Source organism: Labrenzia sp. THAF187b, assembly GCF_009363375.1.
Taxonomy (GTDB): domain Bacteria; phylum Pseudomonadota; class Alphaproteobacteria; order Rhizobiales; family Stappiaceae; genus Roseibium; species Roseibium algicola.
Genome location: NZ_CP045345.1, coordinates 236,819 through 249,674 on the forward strand (window position 1 = coordinate 236,819; position 12,856 = coordinate 249,674).

The 12,856-nt window shown below is 60.2% G+C and carries 13 protein-coding genes and 1 riboswitch; of the genes, 1 reads left to right on the plus strand and 12 read right to left on the minus strand.

Features of this window, described 5'->3' with window-relative positions; genetic code table 11:
* The 8 genes from FIV03_RS28955 to FIV03_RS28990 all read right to left on the minus strand — a co-directional run bounded on the left by FIV03_RS28955 (window position 1) and on the right by FIV03_RS28990 (window position 9,035).
* Entirely contained in the window at window positions 1–1,743 is a 1,743-nt protein-coding gene (locus FIV03_RS28955) for a dipeptide/oligopeptide/nickel ABC transporter permease/ATP-binding protein (protein ID WP_152512258.1), read from the minus strand.
* On the minus strand, window positions 1,736–2,698 hold the full coding sequence (gene nikB / locus FIV03_RS28960; RefSeq protein WP_152512259.1) for a nickel ABC transporter permease: 963 nt from the start codon (window positions 2,696–2,698) through the stop codon (window positions 1,736–1,738). The genes FIV03_RS28955 and nikB overlap by 8 nt, the downstream gene beginning before the upstream one ends.
* A gap of 9 nt (window positions 2,699–2,707) precedes the next feature.
* Complete coding sequence (locus FIV03_RS28965; protein ID WP_152512260.1) at window positions 2,708–4,261, minus strand: ABC transporter substrate-binding protein; 1,554 nt, start codon at window positions 4,259–4,261, stop codon at window positions 2,708–2,710.
* A 493-nt stretch (window positions 4,262–4,754) separates the two neighbouring features.
* Window positions 4,755–4,966, minus strand: a riboswitch (cobalamin riboswitch).
* A 357-nt stretch (window positions 4,967–5,323) separates the two neighbouring features.
* Window positions 5,324–5,689 (minus strand): DUF1801 domain-containing protein, encoded by a 366-nt coding sequence (locus FIV03_RS28970; protein WP_055660900.1) that lies wholly within the window; start codon window positions 5,687–5,689, stop codon window positions 5,324–5,326.
* A gap of 3 nt (window positions 5,690–5,692) precedes the next feature.
* The gene (locus FIV03_RS28975) at window positions 5,693–6,382 is read right to left on the minus strand and encodes a DUF998 domain-containing protein (protein ID WP_152512261.1); all 690 of its coding nucleotides are present in this window, start codon (window positions 6,380–6,382) and stop codon (window positions 5,693–5,695) included.
* Window positions 6,379–6,867 (minus strand): SRPBCC domain-containing protein, encoded by a 489-nt coding sequence (locus tag FIV03_RS28980; protein WP_152512262.1) that lies wholly within the window; start codon window positions 6,865–6,867, stop codon window positions 6,379–6,381. Before FIV03_RS28980 ends, FIV03_RS28975 begins: the two co-directional genes overlap by 4 nt.
* Window positions 6,868–6,869: 2 nt before the next feature.
* On the minus strand, window positions 6,870–7,208 hold the full coding sequence (locus FIV03_RS28985) for a metalloregulator ArsR/SmtB family transcription factor (RefSeq protein WP_173014017.1): 339 nt from the start codon (window positions 7,206–7,208) through the stop codon (window positions 6,870–6,872).
* Between the two features lie 606 nt (window positions 7,209–7,814).
* Window positions 7,815–9,035, minus strand: a complete 1,221-nt coding sequence (locus FIV03_RS28990) for an NnrS family protein (protein WP_152512264.1) — start codon at window positions 9,033–9,035, stop codon at window positions 7,815–7,817.
* A gap of 136 nt (window positions 9,036–9,171) precedes the next feature.
* Here FIV03_RS28990 and FIV03_RS28995 point away from each other — a divergent pair, with 136 nt between their 5' ends.
* Window positions 9,172–9,933: an NnrU family protein gene (locus tag FIV03_RS28995; protein WP_286202346.1), complete on the plus strand. Its 762-nt coding sequence runs from the start codon at window positions 9,172–9,174 to the stop codon at window positions 9,931–9,933.
* Window positions 9,934–9,944: 11 nt separating this feature from the next.
* Here FIV03_RS28995 and FIV03_RS29000 read toward each other — a convergent pair whose 3' ends face one another.
* From FIV03_RS29000 to FIV03_RS29015, 4 genes are read right to left on the minus strand one after another with little or no spacing between them, the layout of a single operon-like run.
* Complete coding sequence (locus FIV03_RS29000; protein WP_152512265.1) at window positions 9,945–10,331, minus strand: hypothetical protein; 387 nt, start codon at window positions 10,329–10,331, stop codon at window positions 9,945–9,947.
* Window positions 10,304–11,215, minus strand: a complete 912-nt coding sequence (locus FIV03_RS29005) for a U32 family peptidase (RefSeq protein WP_152512266.1) — start codon at window positions 11,213–11,215, stop codon at window positions 10,304–10,306. Before FIV03_RS29005 ends, FIV03_RS29000 begins: the two co-directional genes overlap by 28 nt.
* 3 nt (window positions 11,216–11,218) lie before the next feature.
* Window positions 11,219–12,229, minus strand: a complete 1,011-nt coding sequence (locus FIV03_RS29010) for a peptidase U32 family protein (RefSeq protein WP_152512267.1) — start codon at window positions 12,227–12,229, stop codon at window positions 11,219–11,221.
* The gene (locus FIV03_RS29015; protein WP_173014016.1) at window positions 12,226–12,696 is read right to left on the minus strand and encodes an SCP2 sterol-binding domain-containing protein; all 471 of its coding nucleotides are present in this window, start codon (window positions 12,694–12,696) and stop codon (window positions 12,226–12,228) included. Before FIV03_RS29015 ends, FIV03_RS29010 begins: the two co-directional genes overlap by 4 nt.
* Window positions 12,697–12,856: the final 160 nt, after the last annotated feature.

Genomic DNA, 12,856 nt, shown 5'->3' on the forward strand with positions numbered 1-12,856 from the left:
TCAAGCCTCCAACATTTGCTTGTGAAGCCTGCGCTGGCCCGGGATCGCGTCCATCAGTTCGCGGGTGTAGGCGTCCTCCGGGGCCGTGAACAGCCGCGACGTTTCACCTTCCTCCACGACCTTTCCGGAGCGCAGGATGACGACCCGGCTGGCCACCCGCGAGACGACGCGAAGATCGTGAGAGATGAACATGAGGCCGAGACCGTATTGTTCCTGAAGGCTGGCCAGGAGGTCGAGAATGCGGATCTGCGTAGAGACGTCGAGTGCCGTCGTCGGTTCGTCCGCGATCAGCAGTGCAGGGCGGTTGACGATCGCCATGGCGATGACGACCCTCTGGCGCATGCCGCCTGACAGCTCATGCGGATACTGCCCGATGACCCTTTCCGGCAAACCGACTTCGCCGACAACTTCCCGGACGCGGTCAGAGATCTCCGCCGGCGAGCCGCCCCGGTGCACGGCCATGGTCTCGCCGATCTGCTCGCCGATCCGCAAAACCGGATTAAGTGCGGACAGTGGGTCCTGGTTGATCAGGGCAACCTGATTGCCGCGAATTTTCCGCCAGTCGTCCCAGATCCAGTTTCCGGTCTCCGCGCCGAACATTCTGACGTCACCGGAGGTGAGGGCGAGGGGAGGTCGCGTCAGGCCGAGGGCCAGCGATGCCAGCGTACTCTTGCCGGATCCGCTTTCCCCGATCAGGCCGAGACATTCACCGCGCCGGACATTCAGGCTGACGCCGTCAAGGATTCGCCGGCCGAAATAGGGCGATCTCCGATCGGTGACATCGACTGTCACATTGTCGAAGGCAAGCAGCGGCGCCGACGATGCCTGTCCGCTCAAAGCAATCTCCGCCGCGGAAGCCGCCTTGCGCCGGGACCTCAGGCGAAGCCAGTTGCGCGGACCATGGACGGCGCGTCCTTCGGTACTGTCCCTTATGATGTCGCCGAAATAGTTGGCGGCAAGAACGACCAGGAAGATTGCCGTTCCGGGAGCCACCACCAGCCAGGGTGCAAGTTCCATCATCGCCCGGCCCTCGTTGAGCATCGCGCCCCATTCAGGCGCCGGGGGCGTGATGCCGAGGCCGAGGAATGACAGGGCGGATATGGCGAGGATGAGGTTGCCGAGGTCCAGCATGGCCAGCACGAGGATCGGTCCGATCAGGTTGAACGCGATGTGATGGACCAGCACCTTTCGGGCCGGGGTCCCCATTGCGCGCGCCGCCAGAACGTATCCCTCCTGCGAGACTTGCATGGTGTAGGCCCGGATGATCCGGGCATAGCTTGGCCAGGCGACTGCCGAGATGGCGACGATGAGCGGCAGCATGCCGCCGCCCATGAGCGCGGCGACCGCGATGGCGAGCACCAGGCGCGGAAAGGCGAGCAGGACATCGATCACCTTGGTCAGCACGAGATCCGCAATGCCGCCGAAATAGCCGGCGACAATCCCGACCGAAACGCCGACGGTCATGACGATCGCGACCGCGACGACCGCGACAGCCAGGGAGGCCCGGCCTCCATAGAGAAGCCGCGCAAAAACGTCGCGTCCGAAATCGTCGGTGCCGAGAGGATGCGCCAGGCTCGGCGGAAGCAGCATTGCCGCGAAATCAGTCTTCAGCGGATCGGCGCTGGTGATCAGCGGCGCCAGGAGGCACATGCCGGCAAGGACCGCGACGATAGCGAGCAAGGCAATGCCGGGCGGGTCGCACCGCAGCCTTGTGGCAAGGTTTCTGCCGAACCGGTCAGACATGGCCCTGTTCCTCCACGCGGACCCGGGGGTCGAGGAAGCGGTAGAGGATATCCACGCTGAAGTTCAGCATGACGAACAGGCCGGCCATGAAGAGGGTAAACCCCTGGATGACCGGATAGTCGCGCCCGCCGATGGCCTCGATCATGTAGCGGCCGACACCGGGCCAGGCAAAGACGGTTTCCACCACAACGGCGCCGCCGAGAAGCCCGCCCGCGACAAGCGAGGAGGACGTCAGCACAGGGATCAGGGCAGGCCGCAGCGCATGGCGCATGAGAAGCCGTCCACGCGGCAGCCCTTTCGCCTCTGCCATCAGCATGTAGGGCTGGGAAAGCGTGTCGAGCAGGCTTGCGCGCAGAAGACGCGAGGTGGCGGCGGCAATGCCCGTGCCGAGCGTTATGGCGGGCAGAATGATGCTCTCCGGACCTTTCCGGCCGATGGCCGGCAGCCAATCGAGCTGGATCGCGAAGAGATATATCAGCAGGACACCCAGAAAGAAGTTCGGCAGGGATTCCCCCGTCAGGCTCAGGATCCGGGTCACATGGTCGACCGGTCGTCCGGCGTAAAGCGCGCCCAGAATGCCGCTCGGAATCGCTATTGCGAACATGACAACAAGCGACGCACCGGCAAGGATGAGCGTTCCGGGGATGCGTAGCGCCAGTTCGCCGAGGATCGGCTGCCGGCTGCGCAGGGAGGTTCCCAGGTTTCCTTGCAGGATCTGGCCCAACCAATTGGAGTACTGGACGGGGAGCGGATCCGACAGCCCGAGTTTCGTGCGCAGGTCCTCGATGTCGGCCATGGTGAGCTCGGCGCTGCCCGCTCCCGGATCGAACATCGTGAGAAGGACGGCCGTCGCCGGGTCCCCCGGGATGAACCGCAGCAGCAGAAAGACCACCAAGGTTGTCCCGAAGAGGACGGCGACGGCGGCCGCCGCGCGCCTGAGTGCATATCGCAGCATGGGCCGGCGTTACTCGGACGCGATATACATGCCCGGGGTGATGTCCCGGGGGCGTTCGGGGTCGACGCCGCGCACATCGGCCGCAAAGGCAACGGAAAGAACGGCCGTATTCGATACCCAGACAAGGCCGGTGTCATCGAAGACGATGTCCTGGATCTGTCTGGCCAGCTCGAACCGTCGTTCCTGGTCCGTTTGGGTGCGCAATTCGTCGAGCAGGGCATCGACATCGGCGTTCGAATAGTCCTGCCAGTTGCGCACGGAGTCGGTGTGGTACCACTGGTTCAGCGTGCCGTGCAGGTCGCCCGTCGGCTTCGGGCAGGAGCAGTAGGTGGCGATGTCGAAGGCGCCATCCAGCATGATCTGGTTCGAGGCGGCCGGTTCCACCACTTTCAGGTTCAACGCCACACCGATCTCACGCATCTGGGACTCCAGCGCGACGGCGATGGTGTTCCACCAGCCGTAGGTCAGAAGATCGAATTCGAGCCGCTCTCCATCCTTCTCGCGGATGCCATCGCTGCCGGGCACCCAGCCCATCTCGTCGAGAAGAGCCTTCGCCTTTTCGGCGTCCGACACCTGCGTCCGGTCGATCGCATAGGGAAGGCCGGCCGGAAAATGCCCGGTCGGCATGACGGCGAAGGGGGCCATGATCGAATTGACGATCTCGTCACGGTCGACTCCGAGGCTGATGGCCTGGCGCATTTTCAGGTCTTTCAGCAGCGGATTGTCGTAGTTCATCCAGATGTTCCACGTGCTGCGTGGCAGTTCCGCGATCGTGAAGTCCTTGCTGAGCCTGTAAAGACGCAATTGCTCGAACTGCACGTTGCCGTCCATGTCGGCTTCGCCGGACTTCATTGCGAGGTAGCGGGTCTGGGGATCGACTACGAAACGTGCCTCGATGCGTTTGAGCAGGGGCTGTTTGCCGTGATAGTTCTCAAAGGGTTCACCAGCGATCAACTCGCCCGGGACGAATTCCACCGGCCGAAAATAGCCGGTCATGTCACCCGTCGTCGCATATTGATCGCCGAGCTCGTCGATGATGGCGACGTTCTCGATGGCGAGTGTCGTCGTCTTGTAGAGAAAGGCTGGATCTTCCGACAGGGTACGGATCTCCAGCGTCGTCTTTCCGACCGGCGTGAACACCACGTCCTTCAGGGAACTACGGGCGCGAGGATTGTTTTCCTGGTGCCGGCGCAGCGAGGCGGCAACGGCCTCTGCATCGGCGGGCGCGCCGCTCCAGAAGACGGCATCCGGTTGCAACTCGACCCGCCACAGGGTCGGCTCGACCAGCTCCCAGCTGACGGCTAGGCCCTTGAAGAGCGTCGTGCCATCGAAGGATTCATAAACAAGCGGCTCGGCGAAGCCGTTGTCAATAAGCCGCTGGGCATCGATGTTGGTCGGGTCGAGCGAGCGCGGCATATTCACCGTGACGAGACGTAGCACCTGGTCTTCCGGCGCAGCCATGTTCTCCTGCGCCGCGGCCGCCAGGGGCGCTCCTGCCAGCAGCGCCAAGGCTGCTACTTTTAAAAGACGCGCAAACGCGCTTGGGATTGGTGCCGGTGTCATTGATTTGCTCCGAAGTTTGTCGGGAGGGAATAGATGTGAGAGGCGATTTTGAAGCTGGCGATTGCTGTTCAGCGGGAACCGCAGGATCTGCAGACGTGCCGGAAGAGGAGCATCAGAGAGAGCGTGCGGAAATACGAATGGCGGCGTGATGAGAGCCGCATGCGCGAAACCGTTTGATATCTTGTCTGTTCATCGCTGCCCGCTCTTGTTCGAGAGGTGTTCAGGCTCGTCAAATAGTAATGTTATTACATTACAGAAAGCTGATGTGACAAGCTCTTTTCTAGGGCATTGCTGGCGCATGGCGCGTGTAGCGGGCGGGCCCAGGCTCGAGACGATGTCAGATGGCTGAAATTTTGTTTGAGACGATTCGAGGTCTGTCCGGTCCATATCGCCCTCCGCGAAAGCGCGGGGCGTTGGCGAACCGAATGTGCAATTGTGTCAGCAGACGCTGAAATGCCATGTCACTCGCTCCTCCGGGACACCCCGCCCGGGTTGAGGTTGAAGATGAAATGGCAGGTCTCCTGACTTGCGGGTCGCTGCTTGCCTGATCCTTCCCGGTTTGACCCAGTGGAGTTTTCAGGTTCGCTCGCCGCTCACAGTTGCGGGGGCAGTCACGGATTTGGTGCCTTCTGGCTACGCCTCACCGTGTTCCCTTTTAATCCCGTTGGCGGCCAGCCTTCGGGAACCATGGCCGATACAATCGGGGGCCTTGTCATTAGTGTCAAGTCGCCAATTTTGAAACAGGGATCCCACAAGGCACGTTTTGCTATTGCGGGGCTCGGGGCGTCTTTTATCTAAATTCGGATTGAGTGCAGGCCATATCGCCGTGCCTCTCAGCGCAGCACTCGAACCCATGACGACTTAGGTGACGCAAAGCAGCCACTGGACCAATAAGTGTTGAATGACAGCAATGGTCCAGTTTGTGTTAACCAGCTGCCAGGCAAGGTCTCGGTCGGGATGCGGTGCCACGGCAAGTCCGCTTCGAGCCCAATTTGGCAGATGCTGCACTTCGAACAAATGTCTGGCTCCGTTACCTGACAAGCTGCGGGCGTTTGCCACGAGTCAGTTCATGTCCAGTTCAATTGCTTGACGAATATAGTGCCGGAACGGTTCTTCCGGGTAGTTTTCCATGGTTTTGACCTGCACGGTTCTGGAATGCTTGCCAGACCCGCGCAACATGTCGAATGGATCATCAAAATGGGCACCCCTCGTGAAAGAGAAGGTGACGCAAGTCTTTGTCGGACTGATCGCCACGACGTCTCTGTTCATTTTGAAGACAGGCACTGAATAGTACGTCTCCGTTCCACCGCGCATACGAAAGGAGGCCTCTGGCGCAACAAGCGCCATCTGTGAAACGAATGCGCGGACGATATCGTGAAACTGTTGCTGAACACGGCTCTCAAGGAAATTCTCAAGGTCTTCAGTCATGGTTCAATGCCCCCTTGTTGCGTGGGGCTCTTCAGGTCGCCCGCGGTAAGCCGCAAAAGCCAGCGCAACAAACCAGGCAAAATAGCTTAGCCATTGCAGGCGACCGATGAGAGCGCTGTGTGTTTCAGGTCCGAATACATGATCGGGCGGCATGGACATGATAAACGCCACCATCACAACAACCGCGAACAAGGATATCGCAACAAGCCACAACGCAAACCCGCGCCAGCCTGATTGGCGTGCCAAAGCGATGCTTCCAATCAGGACAGCGATAGGGGTGAAATCCAGCGACGCCCCGATTACGTGGAGGGTTCCGGTTCCTGTCAGCGCCTCTATTGGAGTCCCGGTGGGATCGGGCGGAAATACTCCGCCGATGACCATTCCGAACGCGGCCAAACCAAGCAGGCCTGATACAATCCAGCGGACCCACCCGTGAAGAAGCACGGCCAGGATTACCGCTGAACTTCCGAGCGCCAGAGCCATCGCTGCGAAGGTAAACCGCATCAGCCAGCCCCAGTTGCCAAGCATGTAATCGCTGAGGAAGACCCAGGTCGGGTCAACCTCTCGGCGCAACAAATGCAAAGCGGTTAGGAGAAGAAAAGCCGCGCCTGTCGATGCTGCTAGAACCGCGCTTTTACCGCCAATGACCGGACCTGTTATTGTCTTGTGATTGCTCATCAATTTGGCTTTCAACTTTCAAGTTCCGCAACGTCCAGCGCGTCAAGGTTCGCGTAACTGGCCTCCATGCCATCAGCCATGCCGGTCTCGAGCATTGCCTTGCGGGTCCCCGCGTCGGGCAAGGACATGCGCAGAACCATCCTCGTGCCGGAGCCGTCGGGTTCGAACCGTGTGTCGATGTTGTTGTCCGGTGTGGGATCCGGTATCAGCATCCGTTCCACATGGACAATCCGTCGGTCGGGCTCCAGCGCCAAATATTCCCCGATAATGGTAAAACCGGCGCCAGCCCCGTCGCTGTATTCGTGACGGAACGCACCGCCGGGACGCACATCCATCTCACAGACCGGCATCGACCAGCCAGGCGGGCCAAGCATCCATCTTTGCACAAGCTCCGGGTCGGTATGCGCGCGATACACCAAGGCCGGCGGTGCATGGAAGTGGCGTGTAACCGTAAGGTCGGTCTCGCCGTCGAGTTTGATTGAAAGGGGGGCATTGGTCATAGTCAGTCCTTTTTCCTTGAGGCCTCTTCCGTCGCCATGTCAGCGAGCACCGCGTCGAGGCGGTCGTAGTTGGCTTCCAGGCCGCGACGCAGCAACGCGAGCCATCCTTCAATTTCTTCAAGTGCACCATCGGCAAGACGGCATGGTCGGCGGGTGCCGTCTACCCGGCGCGTGATGAGCCCAGCTTCTTCGAGAACCTTGAGGTGGTGCGAAATCGCCGGTTGGCTTACGGCAAAGGGCCGGGCGATTTCTCCGACCGTAGCCTCGCCTCCCGCGAGGTGCGCAATGATGGCCCGGCGGGTTGGGTCGGCGAGCGCGGCAAAAGCGAGATCAGGTGTCAATGCCAAGCCTCTCTTAAATTAACATCTGTCTATATAAATATCTATTTAAATAATGGCAAGTGCCCCACGGTAGAGGCAAGACTGGCCAGCTCCACGCCGTGCAAGATATGCAAAACCCGGACTTTTCTGGCGCGGGCCAATTCAATAGGTGTGGGCGCGGCGGTCCCGAAAGCAGTCATTGGCGCATCTGCGGCGAAAGCTCACATTGTCCGATGAGTGGGCCTTGGCAGTGAGGTAGACAACGCAGCAGCCGATGGCTGGTATAGCGGGCCTCAGCGCAGCATGCGGTTCCACCAATAAAAGGCAGCTTTGGGCCGTTTGTGTCGACCAACCGCCAGCCAAGTTCAGGATTGAGATGCTGTATCCGGGCAGCGCCTTTTGTAGAGGAAGGCGCGGCGTTCTTGGTGTGGAACAGGCGTGAAGAATGGAAGCTAGCATTTGGACAGGAAGGGAAACGCTCGCTTTCCTGCTCACATTTCGGCGCTAGATCCGCGTGGCGCGATCCAGGGTTCATTGAAGACCACAACTCACGAAGCGTGTCGGAATCGATTTCGGGGGAGATGAAAAAAAGGCGCTCACCTGTGGCGAGCGCCTTGATAAATATTGTTATTTCCGTGTTCGAGGCGTCGTCAGGATCGGAAAATAGACCCCGACATACAAACCGAAGGCCACGATCCACAGACCGCCCGACAGCAACATGGTTTCGAAATAGCCGAGGGCGCCGAGCCCGAAACTTCGCACCAGCGCGGCGGCGATCAGAAGCACATAGGCGAGCACGATCGGCTTCGAAACCTTCAACGGCAAACCCGCGTGACCGAGCGAGGCGCGCGTCATCATTGCAAGTGTCATGCTGCCGATCGCGCCGGCTGCAAGCAGATGCAGGGCAGCGGTTTCGGAGTATTCGCCGGTCAGTAAAGTCACGCCGTAAACCAGGTACCCGAACCCAAGCAGCAGATAGGCGGCATGCAGGATCCAGAGGATCGGTTCCTTTCGCGCCGCCCAGCCTTGCCAGCCGGCAAGACGTAACAGCGTGACCAGCCCGGCCGCCAGGCAAAGCCCACCACGCAACACTTCAGGCACAAACGGCAGGAATGCGAGAGCTGTCAGCAGCACAAGCAGGATACCTGCCCGGTCCAGCCAGACACGCGACACGGGCAGGGGCCCTTGATAGCCCGCCCGAAGCAGGGCATTGCGCGTGAACGCCGGCACGACCCGGCCGCCGATAATCGCGATCATGGCCGTGCTGGTGAAAATCCCCATTCTAACGCCGGCCTGGGCGGTGTCGTCCGTCCAGCCGACCCACTCCATATGCATCATCAGATTACCGGTAAGGAGAGCCGTCAGCAGAGCCAGGAACACCATGTTGCGGGCCTGGGATTTGCGAGCGAGGCGCCCGAGTACGGCAGTGGAGAGGACCGGGACAAAGGCAAGGTCCACCGCGGCAACGATCACCGGGTCGATGCCGTTGGAAAACCAGATGGCAACCCGTCCCGCAAGCCAGACCGCGCCACTGGCAATGACAAACAGCGAACCGGCTTCCTTCGTTCCGGTCCAGTTGGGCACCGCTGTCACGAAGAACCCCGCAATCACGGCAGCCGTGTAGCCGAAAACCATTTCATGCGCGTGCCAGAGGTGCGGAGCCATGGACAGGGGTGTGGAGACAAAGGTGCCTCCGGCAGCGTGCACACCGAGCCAGACTGTCCAGGCGAACATGGCAAAAACCGAAAAAATGCCTGCGGACAGGAAAAAGAACCTGAACCCGGCGGTCAACACTGTCGGGATCCGGTTAGGGCCGCCCAATGCCCCGAAACGATGAGTTGCCATCATGAGCTTGCCTTTCAGGGTGTTTCTGCCGGCCGACCGGCAAATGCAGCTGAAGATAAAACAGGCCGAAGGGCCCTTGGCTCATGATTCCAAGGCGGGTCTGCAAGTGTCTTGACCATCGTCAAGTCGGATTGGATTTATGACTATAAGAGTCATGTATATCGACGGAGCTGCCAGGTTCCGGAAACGTGTTCCCGAAGAGAGCGCCCCATCCATGCCCAGCCTCAACTGGCTCAATTTTATCGCGGCCTTCCTGGTCTTTTTCGCCTCCCACATGGTTCTGGTCAGGCCGCCGATACGTCCCCTTCTGGTCGCCTTCCTCTCACCGCGCGGGTTTTCACTCTGCTATTCGCTGCTTTCGCTGGTGATCCTGTGGTGGCTGATTGTGGCAGCCCGTGATGCGCCATACGTTGCGCTTTGGCGCTGGGAGCCCTGGCAGACCCTTTTACCCGTATTGATGATGCTGCCCGTCTGTCTGATCCTCGCCTTCGGGGTCGGTGCACCAAACCCGTTCTCCTTCGGCGGGCGGCACAACAACCGGTTCGATCCCGAGCGCCCAGGCATCGTTGGCCTGATGCGTCACCCGATCCTGGTGGCTGCGTTTCTGTGGTCGGTAGCGCATGTGGTTCCAAACGGAGATCTGGCACACGTCATCCTGTTCGGAACGTTTGCGGTTTTCTCTCTGGCTGGCATGAGACTGATCGACCGGCGCAAACAAAGGGAAATGGGCAATACCTGGAATTGCCTGCTTGCCGACATGAAGCGTTCATCCAGAGAGGTGTCGGTCAACTGGCAAGCAATCCTGATAAGGGCAACGGCAGGGTTTGTGCTCTACATCGTCCTGGCTGTTGCGCACCCCTTGTTTGCAGGTGTCGATCCCGTGGCAACGCTGATGCCGTAAGGCGGCGGTCTTCAAGACTTGCCGGAAATTCTGGCCAGTTCCGTCAGCCGCCGGGCACACCGATCCGCCATATCTGCCAGAAACTTGAGGCTTTCGGCATGATCGACCATCTCCTGCGCTGTCAGCGGCTTGCGACTGAGGAGCGCCAGATCGCTCAGGAAGGATATACCGGCAGCCAACTGCGCATACTCTGTCTCGATATTGCCGGTCAGGTCCTTCTGCAGCTTGAGGGTTCTCCAGGTTTCTATGGCGACGATCGTCCGGTCCAGTTGTTCCTTGCACGTACAGGGCATGTCCAGACGTTGCAGTTCACGGTGGATCTGCTCGATGACATCCGGAAACGGTTCGCTTCGCGCTTCGATGCCCGGTCTCAGGCCGGGAGTGTCGCTGTCTTCCATCCTGCATCTCCTGCGAGATAGGCGTTGCAGACAGGGCCGGGCAGGCCTTGGCCTGTGAGCTCTGCACTCAAGTCTTCACATGTCAGATCGCCGTCCAGAAACCGCCTGAAGCTTCCTGCGACCTTCACCATGTCTAGCGAATGAGGAGACAGGCGCAGCCGGCGGATACCCATTGCCTGCAATTGTCCGCTTGTTACGCCCGCAACATGAACGGCATCCGACAGGGTTTGAATTCCGTTTGCCGCCAGGAACCTGCGATCGTCCAGTGTGGCGATGTTCATTCCGTCTGGGTCGCGATCACAGACAAACTGACAGGCATCCTTGCGCAGCCCATGTGCCCTTGCATGATAACAACGGGAGGAGAGTGCGAGTGGAAGCCTGCCGAACGCAAATAGTTCAATGTCCACCTCCGGCACGAGCGCGGCGATTTTCTGGATCGAAACAAGAGGCAGTTCGACCGGAGGGCACCAGGCCGTGGCTCCTCTGTCGGCAAGCAGTCTGAGGCTGGCTTCGTTGTAGACATTCAGAAACGGGCCGGCCGTGAATTCCTGGCCGGCACGGCCTGGGACCATCGACAGATCGTTGATCTCTATCGGCATGTCGTAACCGGCCTGCTGGCGCAGGATCTCTCGTTCCCGCTTGTTGACGGGTTGCGCAAGCCCCGACAGGACCACCTGTTTACCGGCCTTGGTCAGCATCTCCATGATGTCCGGCCAGATCGCATCGGTGAACGGCATACGCTTGCCGCACACGACTTCACCCAGATACACGCGATCGATGTCCGCTTCCTCGGCGATGCCGCGGTAGAAGTCGACAAGCCGCTCTGTAGACCAGTTGAAGAAACAGGGCCCGAGCGCAAGTTCAATATTCGGATTGTCCGGCATCTTTTATCGCCATGTTTTCTTGTAGGAGCCTGCGGTCTGACGGCCGCCTTCCGAAAAGGCCTTCAAGGCGCCGATGGCCGGACCGGGGTCAGCGCCGTTTGAAAGACTGTCTACGGCCTTCCTGAACGCACCGACGACACCCGCGATATAGGCTTTGCCGCGCTGGCGACCTTCGATTTTCAGCGCGGTGACACCCGCCTTGGAAAGGTCTCCGAGAAGCTCGAAGGCATTAAGGGAAACCGGATCCTCGAACAGGTAGCCGGTCTTGCCTTCCGCGGTGAACTGGCCCTTGCAGAGCGTCGGATACCCGGCTGCCTGGCCTTGCTCGAAACTGTCGATTGTGAACCCGCCGAGCCGGGCCTGAAGTTTGCCGTCGGCGTCTTCGGTGTAGTCGACATGTTCCGGCGGCGAACACACGCCGGTCAGGTTCGGCGACTTGCCCGTGGCGTAGGAGGAAAGCGAGCATCTGCCCTCAGTCATCACGCAAAGCCCGCCGAATACGAAGACCTCGGTTTCGACATTGATTTCCTTGTTCAGGCTCGCGATTTCAGGCACCGACAGCACCCTGGGCAAGACGACGCGCTTCACCCCGAAAGTGTCCGCATAGAACCGGATCGCCTCGGGCGTGTTGGCGGCCGCCTGCACGGACAGATGAAGCCTCAGGGCAGGATGGTTGCTTGCCGCGTGGTCAAGAACGGCAAGATCTGCGGCAATGACCGCGTCGGCCCTGCATTGCGCGGCCGTATCGACAGCCTCTCGCCACAGACCGACATCTCCGGCCCGGGCAAACGTGTTGATCGCGACCAGCACCCTGGACCCCTTGCGGTGGGCAAAGGCAACACCCTCCGCCAGCTCTTCCGGCGAGAAGTTCAGCCCGGGAAAGTTGCGCGCGTTGGTCTCGTTTGCAAGGCCGCAATAGATCGCGTCGGCACCGGCTTCCGCTGCTGCGCGTAATGCGGCGGGTGTTCCCGCCGGGCAAACCAGTTCCATAGGTTTAGCTTCAGGGGATTTCATGAGAGTTTCTGCCGGGAAGATTCAGCCTGGGCGGATTTTTGCGCAAAGGCACGAACCTGGCCCAGCAGCTTGTCGCTGAAGGTGTTCACCCAGTCGGCCGATTGTCCGCTCAGGCCGAAGAATTCGCCCGGGGTGAGGTCTGCCTCTTCCAGCGTGTTGCGCAGGGCCAACACGTGCTCTGTCCTGCCTTCGATACGAAGATCACGGCTGAAGAACAGGGCGTCGCCATCATAGGTGCCGTCCAGCAGTCCCAGCAGTACCAGAAAGGGAGCGCGCACGATCGCCCTGGCATCGCCGATCCGGCTCTTGTCGCAGATCCGGACCCTGGAGTTGTCCGCGTCCAGTGACAGAAGAAAGGCGTGGGGCAAATCGTCCGGCACGATCGCGATCGGCACCTGGACAACGTCGCCGAGCCTGCGGATCAGATCCGGACGGCGTGCGACGAGGCGTTTCGTGAGGGTAGACAACAGCGCTTCCATTGGGGGTTTCGGAAGGGGCGAAACAAGGGAGGAAACGAGTGGTGGCAGGCTTTCCGAAGAGGGGTGTGTTTGCATCCGGATCTCACTTTCTGTGAGCGGAGCCTAGACCGGCATCGCCCCTTGCCAACTTGACAATTATCAAGGCGAG